Here is a 22,980-nt window from a genome sequence, read left to right as displayed (position 1 = left end):
ATGACGTCCCTCCTGCAATCGCTGCGCAAGCTCGTCACCCTGCGCTGGCTTACCGGCCGCACCGCCGTCATCGCCGTGCCGTCGCTGTTCCTGGCGGCCGCCTTTCTGGTGCCGTTCCTGATCGTGCTGCGTATCAGCCTGTCCGACATGGATACGGCGGGCAGCCCGTTCGGCGGCTTGTTGTCGTACGTCGACGGCATCGTCGTGCTGAAGGTGAAAATCGCCAACTACCTGTTCATCGCCGCCGATGAACTGTATCTGCTCACCTACCTCAGTTCATTGAAATACGCGGCCATCACCACGGCCATCTGCCTCTTCATCGGCTACCCGTTCGCCTACTTCATGGCGCGCGCGAAACCGTCGATCCGTCCCGTGCTGATGATGCTGGTGATGCTGCCGTTCTGGACCTCGTTCCTGCTGCGCGTGTATGCGTGGAAGGGCATCCTGGCCAACCACGGCTTGCTCAACGACTTGCTGATCGCGCTGGGCGTGGTGCAGGAACCGCTGCACATGATGAACACCTCGTTCTCGCTGGTGGTCGGCATGGTGTACGCCTACCTGCCGTTCATGATTTTGCCCCTGTACGCGAACCTGGTCAAAATGGACATGCGTTTCCTGGAAGCGGCGGCCGACCTGGGTGCCACGCCCTTGCAGGCGTTCTGGCGCATCACCGTGCCCCTGTCGAAGTCGGGCATCATCGCCGGCGCCATGCTGGTGTTCATTCCGTCCGTGGGCGAATACGTGATTCCCGAGCTGCTGGGTGGCCCGGAAACCCTGATGATCGGCCGCGTGCTGTGGGATGAATACTTCACCAATAACGACTGGGCCATGGCGTCGTCGGTGACGGTGCTGGTGGTCTTGCTGATCCTCGTGCCGATGGCCATTTTTAACAAATACAAGACGGACCAAGACGCGGAGGAGCGCACATGAACGGACGTACTTTCCTGCAGCGCTGGTTCGGCCGCGGCTGGCTTTCGCTCGGCTATCTGTTCCTGTACCTGCCCATCATCGTGCTGATCGTCTTTTCGTTCAACAGCTCGCGCCAGGACATGGTGTGGAGCGGCTTTTCGCTGCGCTGGTACAGCGAGTTGATGAGCGATACGGAGATCATTTCCGGCTTCGGTTTGTCGCTGAAAATCGCCTTCATGTCGGCCACCTCGTCCGTCATCCTCGGCACGTTTGCCGCCTTCGCGCTGACCAATTACCAGCGCTTCCGCGGCCGTACCTTGTTCTCGTCCATGGTCAGCGCGCCGCTGGTCATGCCGGAAGTGATCATCGGCCTGTCCTTGCTGCTGATGCTGGTGTCCATGCAAAAGGTCTTCGGTTTTCCCGAGCGGGGCGTGCTGACCATCTGGCTCGGCCACACCCTGCTGGGCATGGCGTATGCGGCCGTGGTGGTGCAGTCGCGCCTGCAGGAGATGAGCAAATCGCTGGCCGAGGCGGCCATGGACCTGGGCTGCCGCGCGCACCAGGTGTTCTTCCTCGTGACTCTGCCGAACATCACGCAGGCGCTGGCGTCCGCCTGGCTGCTGACGTTTACCCTGTCGCTGGACGACGTGGTGCTGTCGGCTTTCCTGTCCGGCCCCGGTTCGACGACCATGCCGCTGGTGATCTTCTCGCGTGCGCGCCTGGGGCTCGATCCGCGCGTGAATGCCATCGCGGCGCTGACGATCCTGGTGGTGACCATCGCCGTGATCGCGTATGCCGTGATGCTGGCGCGCGCCGACCGCAGACGTCGCAAGCAACTGTCTGCGGCCTATTTGGAAGACTAGAGTAAGCTGGCGTTTTCACCTTGCAGGAGACGACCATGACGGAAAACACCAGCTGGCATGCACGGGCCGCCGCGCTCGCGATCGATGGACGCGCAGTTATCAATGGCGAGCGGACAGTGGCCGTATCTGGCCAGACTTTCGATAACCTGTCGCCCATCGACGGGCGCTTGCTGGGGCAGGTGGCACGCTGCGACACTGCCGACGTGGATGCGGCCGTGCAGGCCGCCCGCGCCGCCTTCGACGACCGCCGCTGGGCAGGCAAGTCGCCGGCGCAGCGCAAGCGGATATTGATCAAGTTCGCCGACCTGGTGCAGCAATACGGTCCCGAACTGGCCCTGCTGGAAACCCTGGACATGGGCAAACCGATCAAATACAGCCAGAGCGTGGACGTGGGCGCCACGGCCAATTGCCTGCGCTGGTATGGCGAGGCGATCGACAAGGTCTACGATGAAATCGCGCCGACCCCCGCCAACAGCCTGGCCCTGATCACGCGCGAACCGGTCGGCGTCGTCGCCGCCATCGTGCCGTGGAATTACCCGATGATCATGGCCGCCTGGAAGATCGCGCCCGCCCTCGTGGCCGGCAACAGCGTGATCTTGAAACCGTCTGAAAAATCGCCGCTGACGGCCTTGCGCCTGGCCGACATCGCGCTCGAAGCGGGCGTGCCGGCGGGCGTCTTCAACGTGCTGCCCGGCTACGGCAAGGAGGCCGGCGCCGCGCTGGCGCTGCACATGGATGTTGATTGCATCGGCTTTACGGGTTCCACGCGCACGGGAAAATTGATCGTGCAGATGGCGGGACAGTCGAACCTGAAACGGGCGTGGACGGAGCTGGGCGGCAAGTCCGCCAACATCGTCTGCGCCGATTGCCCGGATCTGGACAAGGCCGTGGCGGCCGCCATCGGTTCCATCTTCTTCAACCAGGGCGAAAGCTGCAACGCGCCCTCGCGCCTGTTCGTGGAGGAATCGATCAAGGATGCATTTATCGCCAAGGCGCTGGCCATGCTGCCCCGCTTCCAGCCCGGCGACCCGCTCGACGAAGCCACCGTCATGGGCGCCATCGTCGATGCCGCCCAGATGCAGACCGTGATGGGCTACATCGCGGCCGGCAAGAACGAAGGCGCGCAATTGCTGGGCGGCGGCGAGGCCGTGCGCCTTGATACGGGCGGCTATTACGTGCAGCCGACCATCTTTGGCGTGGACGCTGCCATGACGATCGCGCGCGAAGAGATTTTCGGGCCTGTCCTGTCGGTGCTGGGTTTTACGGATCTCGCCGAAGCCATCCAACAGGCCAACGCCACGCCGTACGGCTTGCAGGCGGCCGTGTGGACGTCCGACATCACCAAAGCCATCCAGACCTCGCGCGCGCTGCGCGCCGGCACCGTGCACGTCAATCAATACGATGGCGACGACATCACCGTGCCGTTTGGCGGCTACAAGCAGTCAGGCAACGGGCGCGACAAGTCATTGCATGCGCTGGACAAGTACACGGAATTGAAGACGACTTGGATACAGGTGGGGTAGGGGGAATTGTTGGCGTGAAGCCGGGGTCAGACCCGCCGGGTCTGACCCCAGATTTTGCCGCCGTAGGTCGGCTTAGCGCGCAGCGCGTAAGCCGACATAAAACAAACTACATCAGAAGCAGTGTTCCAGCGCCGGGAAGCTGCCTTCCTTGACGGCTTTGACGTAGCCGGTGACGGCATCGTCGATGCTGGTCGCGCCTTCCATGAAGTTGCGCACGAAGCGCGCTTTGCGGCCTGGGAACACGCCCAGCATGTCGTGCATGACGAGCACCTGGCCCGAGCAGTCGGGACCGGCGCCGATGCCGATCGTCGGTATCGTCAGCATGTCCGTCACTTCCTTGCCCAGCTGCGACGGCATCGCTTCCATCAGCACGATGGCGGCGCCCGCGTTTTGCAGCACCAGCGCGTCGTTCTTCAATTCCGCAGCGCTTTCCGTGCTCTTGCCCTGCACCTTGTAGCCGCCCAGCTGGTGCACGAATTGCGGCGTCAGGCCGATGTGGGCGCAGATGGGGATACCGCGCTCGGTGAGGAAGCGGACGGTCTCGGCCAGCCAGGCACCGCCTTCGATCTTGATCATGTGCGCGCCAGCCTGCATCAGGATCACGGCATTCGCGTAGGCTGTCTCGGGCGTGCCATACGCGCCGAACGGCAGGTCGGACAGGATCATGGCCGACTTGCTGCCACGCGCCACGGACGCCGTGTGGTAAGCCAGTTCGGCCACGGTGACGGGCAGGGTGGAGTTGAGGCCATTGCAGACCATGCCGAGCGAATCGCCGATCAGCAGGATTTCCACGCCGCAGCGGTCCATCAGCGACGCGAAGCTGGCGTCATAGCAGGTCAGCATGGTGATCTTTTCGCCGGCGGCGCGCAGCGTGGCCAGGGTATGGATGGTCACGGCCTTGTTGGCGACAGGCTTGGATGGCGCCGGCGCCGGTGTGGCAGCCTTGTCTTTTGCGGCCAGATCTGTTCCTTGCAAATAAGCGGACATAGGTATTCTCTAGAGTGAAAGGGGGTGATGCGATTGCGACGCCGCTAGTGTAGTACTTTATGCGGCGTGCTGCAGGGACGGCATTGTAGTGTATGTCCGGCGCCGTGGCTCAGAGCTCGCTGATGGCCTGGTCGGCGACGCTGGCCAGGTAGTCCTGCGCCGGCCCGAGGCCGGGCACGGCGATGGCGGGCGCCAGGGCCAAGAGCGGCACGAGCACGAAGGCGCGCTCGGTGATGCGCGGATGCGGCACCGTCAGGGTGGCACTGGCGATCTGCTCGTCGCCGTACAGCAGCAAGTCCAGGTCCAGCGTGCGCGGGGCGTTGCGGTAGGGCCGTTCGCGCCCGTGCGCCGCCTCGATGGCGTGCAGGGCCTGCAGCAGTTCTTCGGCCGGCAGGGTGGTGCTGATGCGCGCCACGGCGTTGACGTAGTCGTCACCGCTCGAATCGATGGGCGCCGTGCGGTAGCTGGCCGAGGCATCCAGCAAGCTGGCGCCGGGCAGGCGCGCCAGGCGCGCGATCGCATCGTGCACGTTGGCGCGTGCGTCGCCCAAGTTCGCCCCGATACCGATGTAAGCAATGACTGCCATTATTCGCCGCTGGTGCTGCCGGTGGTCGAGCCGCCCGTACCCGTCTTGCTGCGCGTGCTGCGGCGTGGCGGACGCTTCTTCTTGACGGCGCCCGGCGCGGCATTCGCGCTGACGAGCAGCGCTTCGCGCGTTTCCTCGTCGCCTTCATAAAAGGCCGTCCACCATTCGCCGATCTCCATGTCGATCTCGCCCGAGGCGCAGCGCAGCAGCAGGAAGTCGTAGCCGGCGCGGAAGCGCAGGTGTTCCAGCAGTTTATGCGGCGCCTTGCCGACCCGGCGCTCGAAGCGCGGCTGCATCGACCAGATGTCGCGCATGTCGGAGCCGATCTTGCGCTGCAAGGCCAGTTTTTCCGTCTGCGAATCGAGCACGTCGTCGGCCGCCAGGTGCAGCGCGGGAATCGTCGACTCGCCGGCGGCGCGGTAGGCCGTCCATTTTTCCAGCACCTGATGCCACAGCAGCGAGGCAAACAAAAAGCCCGGCGAGACGGTCTTGCCGGCGGCGATGCGCTGGTCCGTGGCGTCCAGCGCCAGGGTGACGAATTTCGCGCCCAGCGGCTGCTCCAGCACCACGTCGAGCAGCGGCAGCAAGCCGTGATGCAAGCCTTCCTTGCGCAGCTGCTGCAGGCAGGCCAGTGCGTGGCCGCTCATCAGCAGTTTCAGCATCTCGTCGAACACGCGCGGGGCGGGCACGTTGTTGATCAGCGGCGCCATGATGGGGATCGGCGCGGCCGTATGCGGCTCGATGGTGAATTTCAGCTTGGCGGCGAAGCGCACCACGCGCAGCATGCGCACGGGGTCTTCGCGGTAGCGTTCTTCCGGTTTACCGATCATGCGCAGGGTCTGGGCGCGGATGTCTTCCACTCCGCCGTGATAATCGAGCACTTCCTGCGTGGCCGGGTTGTAGTACATGGCGTTGATGGTGAAGTCGCGGCGCAGCGCGTCTTCGTGCTGCAAGCCGAAGGTGTTGTCGCGCAGGACGCGGCCATGTTCATCCTTGGGCGCGGAGTCGGCGCCGGCGCCGCGGAAGGTCGTCACTTCCAGCAAATCCTGGCCGAACATCACGTGCACGATCTGGAAGCGTTTGCCGATGATGAAGGCGCGGCGGAACAATCGCTTGACCTGCTCCGGCGTGGCGTTGGTGGCGATGTCGAAGTCTTTCGGTTTGACGCCCAGCAGCAGGTCGCGCACGGCGCCGCCGACGACAAAGGCTTCGAAGCCCGCTTCCTGCAGGCTGCTGGTGACGCGGATGGCATTCGACGACACCAGTTTCGGGTCGATTCCGTGTTGCGCGGGACCGAGCACGACGGGTGCCGTGGTGTCGCGCGCTGCCTCTTTTTTAACGCCGAGGATCTTGCGGATGAATTTTTTAATCATTGAATAAGTGGAGTGATGGCCAGCCGTGGAGGGATGCGTGTGCGCTCAAAGCGGTATTGGGGTTGGTCGCGACCGGGTGGGTCACGACCGACAGCAGGGGAATGTCGTTGTGTGAATCGCTGTAAAAATAGCTGCGCTCGAACTGCCCCAGTTCCTTGCCCATCTTTTCCAGCCAGGCGTGGGTGTGGGTCAGCTTGCCCGCGCCCAGGGTCGGCGTGCCGACCAGCTTGCCCGTGACGTTGCCTGCGTCGTCATACTCGGGCATGGCGGCCAGCAGGTGCTCGACGCCCAGCGCATCGGCGATGGGTTTGGTGATGAAATGGTTGGTGGCCGTGACGATGGCCAGCAAATCGCCCGCGTCCTGGTGCTGCTTGAGCAGGGCGACGACTTCGGGACGGATGGCCGGCACGACCACTTCGGCCATGAATTGCCGGTGCAGCGCTTCGAGGCGTTCGCGCGGGAATTGCGCCAGCGTGCCGAGCGAAAATTCCAGGTATTCCACCGGATCGAGCGTGCCGGCCTGGTATTGCGCGAAAAATTCGTCGTTGCGGCGGGTGAATTCGGCGGCGTCCACGGCACCGATGCGTACCAGGAATTCGCCCCACTCGTGATCCGAGTCGATGGGCAGCAGGGTGTGGTCGAGGTCAAACAGGGCCAGATTCATCATTCTTTCGCTTCCGCCTGCAGCAACTCGCGCAACAATGGCAAGGTGATCGGGCGTTGGGTTTCCAGGGAGTAGAGGTCGAGAGAGTCCAGCATCGTCGACAGCGAACGCATGTCGCGCCGGAAATGGGACAGCAGATAGGGTAACACGCCGGGCGACAAGGTCAAGCCGCGGGTGGTGGCCGCCTGGGTCAGGGCGGCGATTTTTTCATCGTCCGTCAAGCCGTGGATTTGATAGATCAGGCCCCAGCCCATGCGCGTGCGCAAGTCTTCGCGCACGGGCAGCACGGCGGGCGGCACGGCGCCGCTGCACACCATATAGGCCTTGTTGGCGCGGATTTCATTGAACAGGGCAAAGGCGTCGATCTGCGCCAGCGGCGACAGTTTTTCGCAGTCGTCGAGCAGGTACAGGTCGACGTCGGGCGAATACACGAATTCGGACTCGATCGAGAACGGCGAAATGTAGCGCGCGCGCTCGGTGCTGGCCAGGGCCTTGAGCAGATGGCTCTTGCCGGCGGCCAGTTCACCCCACAGGTAGGCAAAATGTTCGCGCGACGTGCGCGCGGCGAACTGGCGCATCAGCTGCGCCACTTCGGCATTCTGTCCCACCTCGAAGGTATCGAGGCTGTGCGCCTGGTCTGTGCCTAAATCGAGCACCAGTTGTTTCATGGCGTACGCCTTGTCCTGTTTTTCATTACTGCTTGAGCGTTGTCGTCGCTGTTGTTAGTTTCATATTGTAGCCGTATCGGGTGCCTGACAGAAGCGTAGCGAGCGGCAGCGATTTGTGGCCGAGAAGCGCAACCGTGCTGGAGCACGGTGAGCATCGCAGGCCGCAAAGCGCGACGCGCAGTAGCTTATGTCAGTCACCTTGTCATGCATTATAGAAGCTGCTGGAGAGGTAGTGGCGTCTTAGATGCTTAAAAGCGACCATCAGCACGGCAGAAGCGGGTAAAGCGAGCAAAACACCGACGAAACCGAACAATTGTCCGAATGCCAATAAGGCGAAGATCACGGCCAGCGGATTTAAACCGATGCGCTCGCCCACCAGGCGCGGCGTGAGGAAAAAGCCTTCGATGACCTGGCCGCAGCCATAGATGACGGCCACGGCGATCACGCCGCTCCAGTCGGCAAACTGCAGCAGGGCGGCGATCAGCGCCAGCATCAGGCCCAGGCCGAAGCCCAGGTAGGGGATGAACACCAGCAAGCCCGTGATGATGCCCACAGGCAATGCCACTTCAAAACCGGCGATGGCCAGCGCCACCGAGTAGTACGTGGCCAGCACCAGCATGACGAGCAACTGGCCGCGCAGGTATTGCGCCAGCAAGGTGTCGACTTCTTGCGCCATGCCCACCGTGCGCCCGACCCAGCGGCGCGGCACGGCGCCGGCGATGCGCGCCAGCATCGGATGCCAGTCCAGCAACAGATAGAACAGTACGACGGGAATCAGCACGACGGTGGCCAGCCAGCCCAGCACGGCCGTGCCGCCGATGCGGGCCGAGGCGAGCACCGTGCTCCAGATTTCATCGCCACTGGTGGCCATCTGCTGGCTCAGCATGCGTTTGATGCCCGTGCCGTCGAGGCGCACGCGGATGCCGAGGTCGCGCAGTTTCGGCGCCAGGAACTCGTTGGCCTTGCTGAGAAATTGCGGGATCTGCGCCTGCAGCAGCGGAATTTCCTTTTGCAGCACGGGCACGACGATCAGCACGAGTGCCGTAATGGCGAGGAAAAACAACACCACGACGACGAGCACGGCCAGCGGACGAGGCACGTAAAAGCGCTTGTAATGCAGGCGCTGCAAGCGGTCCACGCCGGGATTGAGCACGTAGGCGAGGATGGCGGCGGCCAGGAAGGGCGTCAGGATGGGGCCGAGGCTGACGAGCAGCAGCAAGAATGCCAGCCAGACCGCGATCCAAAATGCTGTTTGCTTCTGCTCGGCGGTGATGGCGAATGGCATGTAGTTTGTGCTGTTGCGTTAAAAAAAGGCAGTTAATTACGAAATGGCGGGGCAGTTTGATAAAATAGCGACTTGATCGACCGAATTCACCCGCTGGCGTCCTGCCGCACGATGTTGAAAAACATGCTTGCGCGCGCGTGCCGGCGGGTATCCGCCTTCTATTTTACCGCCTCCGCTGCCACCACACCATGAACCAGACTTCTAATGTTTCCCTTTCCTACCGTGACGCTGGCGTCGATATCGACGCAGGCGACGCTTTAGTCGAAGCAATCAAGCCGTTTGCCAAGCGCACCCTGCGCGAAGGCGTGATGGGCGGCCTGGGCGGTTTTGGCGCCATGTTTGAAATCAGCAAGAAATACAAGGAACCGGTGCTGGTCTCCGGCACCGACGGCGTCGGCACCAAATTGCGCCTGGCCTTCGAACTGAACCGTCATGACACGGTCGGCATCGACCTGGTCGCCATGAGCGTCAACGACATCCTGGTGCAAGGCGCCGAGCCGCTGTTCTTCCTCGACTATTTTGCTTGCGGCAAGCTGGACGTGGCCATTGCCACCGACGTCATCAAAGGCATCGCCCAGGGTTGCGAACAAGCGGGTTGCGCGCTGATCGGCGGCGAAACGGCGGAAATGCCGAGCATGTACCCGGCCGGCGAATACGATCTGGCAGGTTTTGCCGTCGGCGCCGTGGAAAAATCGAAAATCATCGACGGCACCAAGATCGCTCCGGGCGATGTGGTGCTGGGCCTGGCCTCGTCGGGCGTGCACTCGAACGGTTACTCGCTGGTGCGCAAGATCATCGAAGTGGCGAAACCGGACCTGGAAGGCGACTTCCACGGCCGCAAGCTGGCCGACGTGCTGATGCAGCCGACGCGCATCTACGTCAAGCCGCTGCTGGCGCTGATGGATGCCATGGAAGTCAAAGGCATGGTGCACATCACCGGCGGCGGCCTGGTGGAAAACATCCCGCGCGTGCTGCAGCCAGGCCTGGTGGCCGAGCTGGACTCGAAGGCATGGACCATGCCGCCGCTGTTCACGTGGCTGCAACAGCACGGCGGCGTGGCTGACGCCGAAATGCACCGCGTCTTCAACTGCGGCATCGGCATGACCGTCATCGTCTCGCAGGAAAACGCGGACGCCGCCATCGCGCAATTGCAAGCGGCTGGCGAAACTGTCTCGCGCATCGGCACCATCCGTGCGCAAGTGGGTGATGAGCACCAGACCATCGTGATCTAAGAAATAACAATAGTTTTCGAAAGCGGCGAATGCGAATGCATCGCCGCTTTTTTTTGCCCTTTAGGTACGCAAGCTCAGAAAAATTTAAGGCTTGAGTACTTTCGCCACCTTGGCCGCCCGCAGGCGGAACGCATCGGGCATGCCCGAACCCAGCAGCGGGCGCAGATACAACCGGAAGGCATCGGTCACGTCGGTGCCGCTGGCGCTGATGAATTCGTCTTCCATGGTGCGCGTCTTGCCTGCCACGTCTGTCAGGGGCAGCAGCTCGTAGTCGACGGAATAAAAGCCCGTGCGCTTGATGGCCACCGACCCGTCACGGTCGCCCCACATGGCGAACTGCACCGCCTTTTCGCCCACTTCGCGCGCTTCGCGTTGATCGACGTCAGAGACGCAGCCGATGAAGGAGCGCTGCAGATAGCCGAAGGTATCGCCGCGCACGCGCTTGATGCCGAGCCTGGCCTTTATTGCGTCGCACAGCAGGTCGGCCAGCGCGCCCGTGCCCGACAATTGCACGTTGCCGTGCGCATCGCGCTCGACCTCGTTGCCGACCTGCCTGGCCAGCAGGCTGGCGATCGGTTCGCCCGAGGCATCGTGGATGCCTTCCGACACGGCGATCACGCAGCGGCCATATTTTTCATACGTGGCCTTCACGTCGGCAAGGAATTTCTCCAGCACGAAGACGCGTTCGGGCAGGTAGATCAGGTGCGGGCCATCGTCGGGGAACTTCTTGCCCAGCGCCGAGGCGGCCGTCAAAAAGCCCGCGTGGCGGCCCATCACGACGCCCACGTACACGCCGGGCAAGGCCGCGTTGTCGAGGTTGGCGCCGGCGAACGCTTGCGCGACGAAGCGCGCGGCCGAGGGAAAGCCGGGCGTGTGGTCGCTGCCCACCAGGTCGTTGTCGATGGTTTTCGGGATGTGAATGCAGCGCAGCGGATAGCCTGCCTTGTGCGCTTCCTCGCTGACGATGCGCACGGTGTCGGACGAATCATTGCCGCCGATGTAAAAGAAATGCTCGATCTCGTGCGCGCGCAGCACTTCGAAGATTTGCTGGCAGTAGGCAATATCGGGTTTGTCGCGCGTGGAGCCGAGGGCCGACGAGGGCGTGGCGGCCACCAGCTCCAGGTTATGGCTGGTTTCCTGCGTCAGATCGACGAATTCTTCATTGATAATGCCGCGCACGCCGTGCAGCGCGCCATACACGCGCGTGACATGCTGAAAGCGCCGCGATTCGAGCACCACGCCCACCAGCGACTGGTTGATGACGGCGGTGGGGCCGCCTCCCTGGGCAACAAGAATTTTTCCAGACGGCATGGGATTTCCTCGTAAATGGCGCGGCCCTCCAGCCTACTCCTTTTTTGCCGGGACGCTGTCTTTTCCGATCGTTCTGTCGAGGAATTTCTCCACGTTGCCCAGTCCTTGCTGCGTTGTTACTCCGGCGCCCGGATATGCTCGACCAACCCCGTGCTGCGGCGTCCCGGCGCCGGCGTCAGCCAGCTGACCAGCACGGCGGCGGCCAGGCCGGCCGGCACGCCGAAGATGCCGGCCGAGATGGGTGCAATATGAAACCATTGACCGCTGGCATTGCCGCCCAGCATGGTACTCGTGTGCAGCATGTAGTACAGGCACACGCCAAAGCCCGTCAGCATGCCGGCCAGCGCGCCCTGGTAGTTGGCGCGCTGCCAGAACACGCCCAGCACCAGCGGCGGGAACAGGGTCGAGGCGGCCAGGGAAAAGGCCACGCCCACCAGCGACAAAATGTCGGCCGGCTTTTGCGAGGCCGCATAGGCGGCGATGAAGGCCACGGCCAGCAGCAGCAATTTTGAAATCGTCACGCGCTTTTGCGTCGAGGCACTGGGATCGACCACCTTGTAATAGATGTCGTGCGACAGGGCATTGGAAATGGCCAGCAGCAAGCCGTCCGCCGTCGACAGGGCGGCGGCCAGGCCGCCGGCCGCCACCAGGCCGGAAATCACGTAGGGCAGGCCGGCGATCTCGGGCGTGGCCAGCACCAGCACGTCGGCGTCGATGAAAATTTCCGCCAATTGCACGATGCCGTCGCGGTTGACGTCGACGATGCTGATCAGGGGACTGAGCTTGTCCACATTGGCCCAGTACGACACCCAGGTGGGCAGGTTCGTGTATTGCGTGCCTACCAGTGCCGAGTAAATATCGTACTTGACCAGCACGGCCAACGCAGGAATCGTGAGATAGATCAACAAGATGAAAAACAGGGTCCAGAAGACGGAGACGCGCGTGTCGTGCACGGACGGCGTGGTATACGATCGCATGAGGATATGCGGCAGCGCGGCCGTGCCCAGCATCATGCAGAACACGAGGGCCAGGAAATTGTTGCGCTTGATGTCGGACTGCTCGCGGTCCGCGGCGGGAAACGGCTGCGCGTGCGGAATGATGGGTTCGGCGCGTTTCTGGTTTTGCGCCTGCGCCGCCTGCCACAGCACGCGTGCCTCGTCCGGGCTTTTCGGATAGGCGATCAGGTAGCGCTCGGCGTTGCGGATATCGAACAGTGAGGTATTGCGCTGGCGTAAACTGTCGAGCTGGCGCTGGGCCGCCAGCCGGCCTTGCTCCCAGGAAGCGGGCAAGTCGGCGATGCGCTCCTGGTAGCTTTGCGCGCGCTGGCGGAAGATGGCGCGCACGGCGTTTTCTTTCGGGTCCGTTTCCAGCACGTGTTCGCGCGCGCTCAGTTGCGTCAGCACCTTGCCGTAGGCGATCTGCGGCACGGGATTGTCCGCATGCTTGACCGACAGCCACATGGCGGGAATCAGAAAGGCGACGAGAATGATGATGTACTGCGCCACCTGCGTCCAGGTGATGGCGCGCATGCCACCCAGAAAGGAGCACACGAGAATGCTTGCCAGGCCCAGGAAGATGCCGACGGAAAAATCCACGCCCGTGAAGCGCGAGGCGATCAGGCCGACGGCATAGATCTGCGCTACCACATACGTAAACGAGACGATGATGGTGGCGGCCACGGCCACCACGCGCACGCTGGCGCCCCGTTTGTCGGTGCCGCTGCCGTAGCGGGCGGCGAGGAAGTCGGGAATCGTGTACTGGCTGAACTTGCGCAGATAGGGCGCGATCAATAGCGCCACCAGGCAATAGCCGCCCGTCCAGCCCATGATGAAGGCCAGACCGTCGAAGCCGTTCAGGTACAGGCCGCCGGCCAGGCTGATGAAGCTGGCCGCCGAAATCCAGTCGGCGGCCGTGGCCATGCCGTTGAACATGGCCGGCACCCTGCGCCCCGCCACATAGTATTCGGTGACGTTCGAGGTGCGGCTGATGACGCCGATGGTGGCGTACAGGGTGATGGTGACGAGCATGAACAGGTAGCCGATCCACGCGCGTGGCATGCCTTCCTGTTCCAGCACCGACAGGGCCAGCAGGAAGGCGGCGAAACCGGCTGTAAACAGCAGGTAGTAGCGGCTCAGCCGGGCAAAGAAGCTGCGCTGGCCGCTCATGTTTGCTCCCCGGCATGAAAATCGCGGTCCAGGCGCCGCATGCGCCAGGCATAGAAGGCGATGATGGCCAGGTACACCAGCGAAGCGCCCTGGGCCGCCATATAGAAGGGCAGCGGCCAGCCGAACAGGTTCAGGTGCAGCAGTTCACGCGCATAAAACACGGTCAGGAAGCCCGTCAGCAGCCAGACCAGCAACAGGATGGCCGTCAGGCGCCGCGTCTTGTGCCAGTGCACGTCGAGGCGCGCCTGCAGCCCGGGGCTGGGCGTGCGCGTCGGCCGCAACGGCGCTGCAGGAAGGCTGGGCTTATCCATACGTGATGTCATTCTCTTCTGGTGCGTCAGGCAACAGCAGCGCAATGCTCAGGCGCAGCAGGGTGCCCGGCAGCTTCGGCGACTGCGCGCGCGGATTGTTAAAAATATCGACTTCGGCGCCATGCTGCTGGGCAATCTCGCGCACGATGGCCAGGCCCAGGCCGCTGCCGTCGACATTGCTGCCAAGAATGCGGTAAAAGCGTTCAAACACGTGCGCCCGCTCGGCCTGCGGTATGCCGGGGCCCGTATCCTCCACTTCCAGGATGGCCAGTTCCAGGGTGCTGCGCACGCGCACCGTGACGCTGCCGCCCGGCGGCGTGTAGCGCAGGGCATTGTCGATCAGATTGCTCAGCAGTTCACGCAGCATCATGGCATTGCCTGAAATCATGATCGAGTACGCGGGCTGCTCGAAGCCCAGGTCGATATGCTGGGCAAACGACGCTTGCACCCAGTCCTGCACCACGCCGCGCGCCAGTTCGCTCAGCTCGATCGGCTCGAACGCCGTGCCCGCCTGCGGCTGGTTTTCCGCGCGCGCCAGGGCCAGCAGCTGGTTCACCAGGCGCGTGGCCGCTTCCGAACTTTTCGCCAGCTGCAGCAGCGAGCGGTGAATCTCGTCGTGGTCGGTCTGGCGCAGGGCCAGCTCCGATTGCATGCGCATGCCGGCCAGCGGCGTTTTCATCTGGTGCGCGGCATCGGCGATGAAGCGTTTCTGCATGTCGATCGACAGCGACAGCCGCGCCAGCATCTCGTTGAGCGAACCGACCAGCGGCGTGATTTCCTCGGGCACCTGGCCCGATTCGATGGGCGATAAATCGTCGGGCGGCCGCGCGCGTATGCGCTCCTGCAATTGCGCCAGCGGCGACAGGCCGCGTGCCAGGGCAAACCAGACCAGGGCCAGGATCACGGGCAGGATGATGAACTGCGGCAAGATCACGCCCTTGATGATTTCGTTGGCCAGCTGGGCGCGCTTTTCCAGCGTCTCGGCCACTTGCACCAGCGTGCGGCGCGGTTCGTCGTCGCTGCCGGATGGCATGTCGAGATAGGTAAACGCCACGCGCACGGGCGTGCCGTGGATGGTGTCGTTGCGAAACAGCACCATGCCGCTGCGGTATTTGTCGGGGTCTTGCGGCGGCGGCAAGTCGCGGTCGCCGTCGAGGTATTCGCCGCGCCCGCCCACCACCAGGTAATACAGGGTGTCGACATCGTCGCCGCGCAGGAAGTCGCGGCCGCTGCGGTTCTTGTCCGGCAGGCGGCGCAGCTGCGCGCCGTCGGCTTGCTTGACCTGCTGCGTCAGCACCGTCACGCTGTCTTCCAGCGCATGATCGAACGGTTGATTGGCGATGCCCTTGGCCACCAGGTAGGTGATGGCGATGCTCATCGGCCACAGCAGCAGCAAGGGGGCCAGCATCCAGTCGAGGATTTCGCCAAACAGCGAATGCTCGATGGTGTCGTCCTGTTCCGTGGTGGGCGGCTCGAACCAGTCGTCGTCGTCCACCTCGTCCGCTGGCGCTTCGCGCGCCTTCACTTGGTGGCGGGTCCGCTGACCGGGGCTGCCGCCTCGCCCGCTTCGGCATTCAGGCGCGCCGCTTCCGAGTATTTTTCCAGGCAATAGCCGAGGCCGCGCACGGTGGCGATGCGCACGCCGCCCACCTCGATCTTCTTGCGCAAGCGGTGCACATACACCTCGATGGCGTTGTTCGACACTTCTTCGCCCCATTCGCACAGGTGGTCGACCAGTTGCTCTTTCGAGACGAGGCGGCCGGTGCGGCCCAGCAGGATTTCCAGCAAGCCCAGTTCGCGCGCCGACAGGTCGAGCATCTGATCGTTGATGTAGGCGCTGCGTCCCACCTGGTCGTAGCTGAGGGGGCCGTGCTTGATGACGGTGGCGCCGCCACCAGCGCCGCGGCGCGTCAGGGCGCGCACTCTTGCCTCCAGTTCCGACAGGGCGAACGGCTTGGCCATATAATCATCGGCACCGAGGTCGAGGCCATTCACGCGTTGTTCGATGGAATCGGCGGCCGTCAGGATCAGCACCGGCAGCAGCGAGGCGCGCGCGCGCAGGCGGCGCAGCACCTCCAGGCCGGACATCTTCGGCAGGCCCAGGTCGAGGATCAGCAGGTCGAATTCCTGGGTGGACAGGGCCGTATCGGCCTCCTGGCCGGTCTTGACGTAGTCGATGGCATAACCGGACTGGCGCAGCGAGCGGGTCAGGCCATCGGCCAGCACGCTGTCATCTTCGGCAAGTAAAATACGCATGGTGCACTTCCTATGCTTGCAACATCAGGACATCTGAGGTGTGTATTGTGTTTCATTTTCCGCAAGGTGGCGAGTTTTTGTGAAAAACCAGGCTTGTATTGACCTGTTTCAAAACAAATCCACGTTCCGCTTGCATTGATCACTGTTTTTTTATACAGTACTGTCTGTGTAAAGAATTTAACCCACTGGCGCTATCGCAGGCTGCAGGATTCAAATGGATTCGCAACTGTAGGACGGCTGAAAGAACATATGGACGATAAAAAAGCTGTAGTACCCGCATCGGAAAAAGCCAAGGCGCTCGCCGCCGCACTGGCGCAGATCGAGAAGCAGTTTGGCAAAGGTTCGGTCATGCGCATGGATGCCAGCGCGGTGATCGAAGAAGTGCAAGTCGTGTCGACCGGTTCGCTCGGCCTCGATATCGCGCTGGGCGTGGGCGGCTTGCCGCGCGGCCGCGTGGTGGAAATCTACGGTCCTGAATCGTCGGGTAAAACCACCTTGACCCTGCAAACCATTGCTGAAATGCAAAAACTTGGCGGCACGTGCGCCTTTATCGATGCCGAGCACGCGCTCGACGTCGGTTACGCGCAAAAGCTGGGTGTGAACCTGCACGAATTGCTGATCTCGCAACCGGACACGGGCGAGCAGGCACTGGAAATCTGCGACGCCCTCGTGCGTTCGGGCAGCGTCGACCTCGTCGTCATCGACTCCGTGGCCGCACTGACGCCACGCGCCGAGATCGAAGGCGACATGGGCGACTCGCTGCCAGGTCTGCAAGCGCGCCTGATGTCGCAAGCCCTGCGTAAATTGACCGGTTCCATCAACCGCACCAATACCCTGGTCATCTTCATCAACCAGATCCGCATGAAGATCGGCGTGATGTTCGGCAGCCCGGAAACCACCACGGGCGGCAATGCGCTGAAATTCTACGCCTCCGTGCGCCTCGATATCCGCCGCACCGGCTCGATCAAGTCCGGCGATGAAGTGATCGGCAACGAAACCAAGGTCAAGGTCGTCAAGAACAAGATCGCGCCACCGTTCAAGGAAGCGCACTTCGACATCCTGTACGGCGCCGGCACCTCGCGCGAAGGCGAAATCCTGGACCTGGGTTCGGATGCCAAGATCGTGGAAAAATCCGGTTCGTGGTACAGCTACAACGGCGAACGCATCGGCCAGGGCAAGGACAACGCCCGCGCCTTCCTGCAAGAGCGTCCCGCGCTGGCCCGCGAAATCGAAAACAAGGTCCGCGCGTCGCTGGGCGTGCGCGAACTGCCGCCGCTGGCTGCTGAAAAGCCGGAAAAAGCGGATAAAGCCGCCGACAAGGCTGCCAAGGCGGAAGCCAAGCCAGAGTAGGCCGGATGAGCGCGGCAAAGCCGCGCGTAATCCGACAACACCACAGACGTCAACAATGTTGTCGGATTACGGCCCAAGGGGCCGAATCCGACCTACGCATGGCTTGCCGCAAGGTATGACCCCGATCGCCGTCCCGCGCTGTTGCGCCGGGCGGCGATTGTGTTTGGGTGCTGTGATCGTGGAATGAATGAAAGACAAGGTGGGTGTATGGCTGCAGTACAACTAAGCCTGAAGGGCAGGGCGCTCCGCTTTCTGTCGATGCGCGAGCATAGCCGCATGGAATTGCGGCGCAAGCTGCAGCGCCATGCGCAGGAAGGCGACGACGTGGAAGCCTTGCTCGACAGCCTGGAGCAAGCCAACTGGCTGTCGCAGGAGCGCTTTTCCGAGTCGCTGATCCACCGCCGCTCGGCGCGTTTCGGCAATAGCCGCATCATGGCGGAATTGCAAAGCCATGGCATCGGTGGTGAAGCGCTGCAGGAACTCAAGGCGGGCCTGGCCGAAGGCGAGACCGCGCGCGCCTGCGAAGTGTGGCGCCGCAAATTCGGTGCAGTGGCGCAGGATGCCGAACAGCGCAACAAGCAGGTGCGCTTCCTGATGCAGCGCGGCTTTTCGCAGCGCGCCGTGCAGGTGGCCTTGAAAGGCCTGGAGCCCGAGGATGAGTAATATTTATTAACTTGACAGCAAGGATCAGTTATTCTGCCTAATTGCTGCTGCGCATGTTGCGTCCCAGCTTATTTACTTGATATACGGGACACCTGATGAGCGCTTGGCATGCTGGCTACACGGCCGAAACCGCATACACCTACGGCTATTACACGGAATTGAACCCCTTGCGCATACAGTTGTTGCTGCTGAGCTGGGGCATACAGCCGCCGAAGGTCAGCACCGCATGCGAGCTCGGCTTTGGTCAGGGCATGACCGTCAATATCCATGCCGCCGCGTCCGGCACACGCTGGTATGGCACCGATTTCAATCCGGCCCAGACTGCCTTTGCGCAGGAACTGGCCGAGGTCTCCGGCAATGGCGCCGTGCTGTCGGAACAATCGTTCCAGGATTTTTGCGCCCGCAGCGACCTGCCTGACTTCGATTTCATCGCCCTGCACGGTATCTGGAGCTGGATCTCGCCGGAAAACCAGGCGCATATCACCGATTTCCTGGCGCGCAAGCTCAAGCCGGGCGGCGTGCTGTACATCAGTTACAACACGCAGGCGGGCTGGGCGGCGATGGCGCCGATCCGCGACCTGATGGAGCAGCACAGCCGCGTGCTGAGCGCGCCGGGGCAGGATTCCCTGACGCGCGTGGGCAGCGCGCTCTCCTTCGTCAACCGCATGATGGAGACCAAGCCGCGCTACCTGCTGGCCAATCCCACCATTGCGCTACGGTTGCAGCAGCTCAGCGAGCAGGATCCGAATTATCTGTCCCACGAATACTTCAATCATTACTGGCAACCGGTATCGTTTTCGGCCATCAAGCCGGTGCTGGCAGGGGGCAAGCTCGAGTTTGCCGGTTCGGCCGCCTACTCCGATCATGTTGCCCCGCTCAATTTCTCGCCCGAACACCTGGCTTTCCTGGCGCAGATTCCGGATGCCACTTTCCGCGAGAACACCGTCGATTTTCTGCTGAACCGGCAGTTTCGCCAGGATTACTGGGTCAAGGGCAGTCGCAAGCTGAGCGCCCATGAACAGGCTGGCGCACTGCGCGCCATACGCATCCTGCTGGTGGCGCCGGTCGAGCAGATCTCCATGAAGGTGACGGGCGCTTTGGGCGAGGCCGACCTGGACCCGGCCGTGTATGGCCCCCTGCTGGAACTGCTCGGTGACCGCAAGCCGCATACCATAGCCGAACTGCAACAGCGTTTGCCCGCCGGCCTGGCTGACCTGGGCAGCCTGCTGCAGATGCTGCTTGTGCTGGCGCATAAAGCCTGCATCTCGCCGGCGCAGGATGATGCCGCGATCGCGCTGGCGCGGCCGGCCACGGCCAGGCTGAACCGGCATCTGCTGGAAAAGGCACTGGGCCGCACCGACCTGGCCGCGCTGGCCAGTCCGGTGACGGGCGGTGGCGTCGGTGTGTTGCATCTGCAACAGTTGTTCCTGCTGGCCAGGCTGGAAGGGCATCTGGAGGCCGACGCCTGGGCGGCATTTGCCTGGCAGGCTTTCCGCGCACTGCAGCAAACCATGGTGCGCAATGGCACGGTGCTGACGACGGAAGAAGACAACCTGGCCGAACTGGCCGTGCAGGCGGAAAGCTTCCGCGTCACCGTGCTGCCCATCCTGCAGGCGCTGGGCGTGGCCGATTGATGCTGATGCCGAAGTACCTCGCGGCATGACAATGGTAGTGATTTTTATGATATCAATCATTCGTTTTGTGAATGACTACATGAAAATCACTGTTTTCTATTTATAATTTGAAATGTTTTTAACGATGCAATGAAAAATTATGTTGCGGCGCAACCTGCGCGCAATGTGCTACACTTTTAGGGTTTTTGCGGCGCCGCAGGTGCGGTTGCTGTTCGTAGAAGCTGCGAACGGCGTGCTTTATGCACATGGCTGCTTACTAAATTTTGGCCGCGCAAGCGGCATCGGTCTTATGCCCCTGTCAACTCCCGTATCCCGGCGTGCCCTACGGCACTCCCGCGTTATCGACGTCCAAGCGTATGTGCGCGACGACGGCCTGTGGGATATTGACGCCCGTATCACTGATATCAAAAGCTATGACGCGACCCTGGCCTCCGGCCCCCGTCCCGCCGGCACTCCCCTGCATGACCTCCATTTACGCATTACCGTCGATCGCGAACTGACCATCGTCGAGGCCGAAGCCGCCTCCGATGCCGTGCCCTATCCCGGTTTTTGCGATACCATCGGCCCCGCTTACAAGGCGCTGATCGGTTTGAATTTATTGAAGAATTTCCGCCGCGACTTGAAACAGCGCCTGGCGGGAATCGCTGGCTGTACCCATTTGACCGAACTGGCGCAAGTCTTGCCGACTGCGACGGTTCAGGCATTTGCCGGCGATGTCTGGTCGACCCGTGACGGTGAGAATGCTGATTTGTCGCATGAAAAGCCGTTTCAACTCGACAAGTGTCACGCCTTGCGCACCGATGGCGGGGCAGTTGCACAGTACTACCCGCGCTGGGTAGCCAAAGCGTGACCCCGGCGCTGTATTTCCTGTTTTTTTGCACCACTAACCGTATTTTTACAAATCAGTATCAGAAGGGAAGCCAGCATGAAAATCCATGAGTATCAAGCCAAAGAAATCCTCCGGCAGCACGGAGTGACGGTACCACGCGGTATTGCGTGCATGTCCGTCGACGAGGCAGTCAAGGCCGCGGAAACCCTGGGCGGCCCGGTATGGGTCGTCAAGGCGCAGATCCACGCAGGTGGCCGCGGCAAGGGCGGCGGAGTGAAAGTGGCAAAATCGATCGAACAGGTCAAAGAATACGCTGACCAGATCATGGGCATGCAGCTGATCACGCACCAGACCAGCGCCGAAGGCCAGAAAGTCAACCGCCTGCTGGTGGAAGAAGGCGCCGACATCAAACAAGAACTGTACGTTTCGCTGGTCACCGACCGCGTCACCCAGAAAATCGTCCTGATGGCTTCGTCCGAAGGCGGCATGGACATCGAAGAAGTGGCCGAGAGCCACCCTGAGAAGATCCACCACGTCACCATCGAGCCTAGCGTCGGCCTGACCGATGCCCAGGCAGACGACATCGCCGCCAAAATCGGCGTGCCTGCCGGTTCCATCGCCGACGCCCGCGTCAACCTGCAAGGCCTGTACAAAGCGTACTGGGAAACCGATTGCTCGCTGGCCGAAATCAATCCGCTGATCGTCACCGGCAGCGGCAAAGTCATCGCCCTGGACGCCAAGTTCAACTTTGACCCGAACGCCCTGTTCCGTCACCCGGAAATCATCGCCCTGCGCGATCTGGACGAAGAAGATCCAGCTGAAATCGAAGCGTCGAAATTCGACCTGGCCTACATTTCGCTCGACGGTAACATCGGTTGCCTGGTGAACGGCGCCGGCCTGGCCATGGCCACCATGGACACGATCAAACTGTTCGGCGGCGAGCCAGCCAACTTCCTGGACGTCGGCGGCGGTGCCACGGCAGAAAAAGTGACCGAAGCGTTCAAGATCATGCTGAAAAACCCAGGCCTGAAAGCCATCCTGGTGAACATTTTCGGCGGCATCATGCGTTGCGACGTGATCGCCGAAGGCGTCATCGCCGCGGTGAAAGCCGTTTCGCTGAACGTACCGCTGGTGGTGCGCATGAAGGGCACCAACGAAGATCTGGGCAAAAAGATGCTGGCCGATTCCGGTCTGCCTATCATCGCAGCCGACACCATGGAAGATGCAGCCAAGAGCGTCGTTGCCGCTGCTGCCGGTCAAGCTTAATTAAGGAATCAACATGTCCATTCTGATCAATAAAGATACCAAAGTAGTAACCCAAGGGATCACCGGCAAGACCGGCCAGTTCCACACCCGCGGTTGCCGCGACTACGCGAACGGCAAAGCTGCCTTCGTGGCAGGCGTGAACCCGAAGAAAGCCGGCGAAGACTTCGAAGGCATTCCTATTTTCGCTAGCGTCACCGAAGCGAAAAAAGAAACCGGCGCCAACGTTTCCGTGATCTACGTGCCGCCAGCAGGCGCGGCAGCGGCGATCTGGGAAGCTGTCGAAGCTGAAATGGATCTGGCCATTTGCATCACCGAAGGCATTCCTGTACGTGACATGATGGCCCTGAAAGACCGTATGGCCAAGTCGGGCAGCAAAACGCTGCTGCTGGGCCCTAACTGCCCAGGCTTGATCACGCCAGACGAAATCAAGATCGGCATCATGCCAGGTCACATCCATAAAAAGGGCCGCATCGGCGTGGTATCGCGTTCGGGTACCCTGACCTATGAAGCAGTCGGTCAATTGACCGCACTGGGCCTGGGCCAATCGTCGGCAGTCGGCATCGGCGGCGACCCGATCAACGGTCTGAAGCACATCGACATCATGAAGATGTTCAATGATGATCCAGATACCGACGCGGTCATCATGATCGGCGAAATCGGCGGTCCGGACGAAGCCAACGCGGCGTATTGGATCAAAGACAACATGAAAAAACCGGTCGTCGGCTTCATCGCTGGCGTGACCGCTCCTCCAGGCAAGCGCATGGGCCACGCCGGCGCGCTGATCTCGGGCGGTGCCGATACGGCACAAGCCAAGCTGGAAATCATGGAAGCTTGCGGCATCACCGTGACCAAAAACCCGTCGGAAATGGCGCGTCTGCTGAAAGCCATGCTGTAATTTCAGCCTGGTCACCGCAGTACAAAAAAGGAGCTTCGGCTCCTTTTTTTTGTCCGCAAGACAGGCCGCTGCCCGGCCTGGGCTGACGGCGCTGGTCCGATACCGCCCAAATGTGTCGCTTTTCTTTCCACCTGTGCTGCCGCTGCCCGGGCGCGCCGCTGGCATGGCGCTTGCACCGTACCAGTCGTGAGCAATGCACCATGGGAGAAG

21 protein-coding genes are annotated in these 22,980 nt (G+C 62.1%); 10 read left to right on the top strand and 11 right to left on the bottom strand.

The genetic code is table 11. The annotated features are described in order from the left end of the window. Genes CLU91_RS13850 through CLU91_RS13840 form a run of 3 tightly spaced genes read left to right on the top strand, consistent with a single transcriptional unit; the run spans position 1 to position 3,295 of the window. Positions 1 to 930 carry an ABC transporter permease subunit gene (locus tag CLU91_RS13850; RefSeq protein ID WP_100874627.1) on the top strand — a complete coding sequence of 310 codons (930 nt, stop codon included), beginning with the start codon at positions 1 to 3 and terminating at the stop codon, positions 928 to 930. Then, positions 927 to 1,772, top strand: a complete 846-nt coding sequence (locus CLU91_RS13845) for an ABC transporter permease (RefSeq protein ID WP_100874626.1) — start codon at positions 927 to 929, stop codon at positions 1,770 to 1,772. Before CLU91_RS13850 ends, CLU91_RS13845 begins: the two co-directional genes overlap by 4 nt. 35 nt (positions 1,773 to 1,807) lie before the next feature. Next, entirely contained in the window at positions 1,808 to 3,295 is a 1,488-nt protein-coding gene (locus CLU91_RS13840) for an aldehyde dehydrogenase (protein WP_100874625.1), read from the top strand. A 111-nt stretch (positions 3,296 to 3,406) separates the two neighbouring features. On the opposite strand, the gene panB is transcribed toward CLU91_RS13840, so the two are convergent. From panB to CLU91_RS13810, 6 genes are all read right to left on the bottom strand, one after another. Beyond that, complete coding sequence (panB, locus tag CLU91_RS13835) at positions 3,407 to 4,282, bottom strand: 3-methyl-2-oxobutanoate hydroxymethyltransferase (protein ID WP_198521330.1); 876 nt, start codon at positions 4,280 to 4,282, stop codon at positions 3,407 to 3,409. A gap of 109 nt (positions 4,283 to 4,391) precedes the next feature. Next, positions 4,392 to 4,868, bottom strand: a complete 477-nt coding sequence (folK, locus tag CLU91_RS13830; protein ID WP_100874624.1) for a 2-amino-4-hydroxy-6-hydroxymethyldihydropteridine diphosphokinase — start codon at positions 4,866 to 4,868, stop codon at positions 4,392 to 4,394. Then, positions 4,868 to 6,241, bottom strand: a complete 1,374-nt coding sequence (gene pcnB, locus CLU91_RS13825; protein WP_100874623.1) for a polynucleotide adenylyltransferase PcnB — start codon at positions 6,239 to 6,241, stop codon at positions 4,868 to 4,870. Before pcnB ends, folK begins: the two co-directional genes overlap by 1 nt. Next, positions 6,234 to 6,905 carry an HAD family hydrolase gene (locus CLU91_RS13820; protein WP_100876732.1) on the bottom strand — a complete coding sequence of 224 codons (672 nt, stop codon included), beginning with the start codon at positions 6,903 to 6,905 and terminating at the stop codon, positions 6,234 to 6,236. Before CLU91_RS13820 ends, pcnB begins: the two co-directional genes overlap by 8 nt. Next, on the bottom strand, positions 6,905 to 7,573 hold the full coding sequence (gene hda, locus CLU91_RS13815; protein ID WP_034788687.1) for a DnaA regulatory inactivator Hda: 669 nt from the start codon (positions 7,571 to 7,573) through the stop codon (positions 6,905 to 6,907). Before hda ends, CLU91_RS13820 begins: the two co-directional genes overlap by 1 nt. Before the next feature lie 202 nt (positions 7,574 to 7,775). Then, entirely contained in the window at positions 7,776 to 8,858 is a 1,083-nt protein-coding gene (locus CLU91_RS13810; protein ID WP_100874622.1) for an AI-2E family transporter, read from the bottom strand. A gap of 188 nt (positions 8,859 to 9,046) precedes the next feature. Between CLU91_RS13810 and purM the strand changes: the two genes are divergently transcribed. Then, positions 9,047 to 10,090, top strand: coding sequence for a phosphoribosylformylglycinamidine cyclo-ligase (purM, locus tag CLU91_RS13805; protein ID WP_099761982.1), 1,044 nt, complete (start codon positions 9,047 to 9,049; stop codon positions 10,088 to 10,090). Positions 10,091 to 10,174: 84 nt separating this feature from the next. Here purM and CLU91_RS13800 read toward each other — a convergent pair whose 3' ends face one another. The 5 genes from CLU91_RS13800 to CLU91_RS13780 form a co-directional block, all read right to left on the bottom strand. Then, positions 10,175 to 11,401, bottom strand: coding sequence for a 6-phosphofructokinase (locus CLU91_RS13800; RefSeq protein WP_100874621.1), 1,227 nt, complete (start codon positions 11,399 to 11,401; stop codon positions 10,175 to 10,177). 116 nt (positions 11,402 to 11,517) lie between these two features. Next, the gene (locus tag CLU91_RS13795; RefSeq protein WP_100874620.1) at positions 11,518 to 13,566 is read right to left on the bottom strand and encodes a sodium:solute symporter family protein; all 2,049 of its coding nucleotides are present in this window, start codon (positions 13,564 to 13,566) and stop codon (positions 11,518 to 11,520) included. Then, the gene (locus tag CLU91_RS13790; protein ID WP_100874619.1) at positions 13,563 to 13,877 is read right to left on the bottom strand and encodes a DUF4212 domain-containing protein; all 315 of its coding nucleotides are present in this window, start codon (positions 13,875 to 13,877) and stop codon (positions 13,563 to 13,565) included. Before CLU91_RS13790 ends, CLU91_RS13795 begins: the two co-directional genes overlap by 4 nt. Further along, positions 13,870 to 15,402: a sensor histidine kinase gene (locus tag CLU91_RS13785; protein ID WP_232730741.1), complete on the bottom strand. Its 1,533-nt coding sequence runs from the start codon at positions 15,400 to 15,402 to the stop codon at positions 13,870 to 13,872. The genes CLU91_RS13790 and CLU91_RS13785 overlap by 8 nt, the downstream gene beginning before the upstream one ends. Next, the gene (locus CLU91_RS13780; RefSeq protein WP_100874618.1) at positions 15,399 to 16,133 is read right to left on the bottom strand and encodes a response regulator; all 735 of its coding nucleotides are present in this window, start codon (positions 16,131 to 16,133) and stop codon (positions 15,399 to 15,401) included. Before CLU91_RS13780 ends, CLU91_RS13785 begins: the two co-directional genes overlap by 4 nt. Positions 16,134 to 16,382: 249 nt before the next feature. Here CLU91_RS13780 and recA point away from each other — a divergent pair, with 249 nt between their 5' ends. The 6 genes from recA (at position 16,383) to sucD (ending at position 22,770) form a co-directional block, all read left to right on the top strand. Further along, the gene (recA, locus tag CLU91_RS13775) at positions 16,383 to 17,483 is read left to right on the top strand and encodes a recombinase RecA (RefSeq protein ID WP_071075324.1); all 1,101 of its coding nucleotides are present in this window, start codon (positions 16,383 to 16,385) and stop codon (positions 17,481 to 17,483) included. A 207-nt stretch (positions 17,484 to 17,690) separates the two neighbouring features. Next, complete coding sequence (gene recX, locus CLU91_RS13770) at positions 17,691 to 18,146, top strand: recombination regulator RecX (protein ID WP_100874617.1); 456 nt, start codon at positions 17,691 to 17,693, stop codon at positions 18,144 to 18,146. A 95-nt stretch (positions 18,147 to 18,241) separates the two neighbouring features. Next, positions 18,242 to 19,780 carry a class I SAM-dependent methyltransferase gene (locus tag CLU91_RS13765; protein ID WP_100874616.1) on the top strand — a complete coding sequence of 513 codons (1,539 nt, stop codon included), beginning with the start codon at positions 18,242 to 18,244 and terminating at the stop codon, positions 19,778 to 19,780. A gap of 139 nt (positions 19,781 to 19,919) precedes the next feature. Continuing rightward, positions 19,920 to 20,630, top strand: coding sequence for a DUF2889 domain-containing protein (locus tag CLU91_RS13760; RefSeq protein ID WP_432649036.1), 711 nt, complete (start codon positions 19,920 to 19,922; stop codon positions 20,628 to 20,630). A 75-nt stretch (positions 20,631 to 20,705) separates the two neighbouring features. Continuing rightward, on the top strand, positions 20,706 to 21,875 hold the full coding sequence (sucC, locus tag CLU91_RS13755; RefSeq protein ID WP_100874615.1) for an ADP-forming succinate--CoA ligase subunit beta: 1,170 nt from the start codon (positions 20,706 to 20,708) through the stop codon (positions 21,873 to 21,875). A gap of 13 nt (positions 21,876 to 21,888) precedes the next feature. Further along, a complete protein-coding gene (gene sucD, locus CLU91_RS13750) occupies positions 21,889 to 22,770 on the top strand; it encodes a succinate--CoA ligase subunit alpha (protein ID WP_065306949.1) in 882 nt (293 codons plus the stop codon). The last annotated feature ends 210 nt before the right edge of the window (positions 22,771 to 22,980 follow it).

It is taken from the genome of Janthinobacterium sp. 64 (assembly GCF_002813325.1).
Taxonomy (GTDB): Bacteria; Pseudomonadota; Gammaproteobacteria; order Burkholderiales; family Burkholderiaceae_D; genus Janthinobacterium.
The sequence above is the reverse complement of the archived record's forward strand: the minus strand, read 5'-3'. Positions and strand labels throughout refer to the sequence as shown.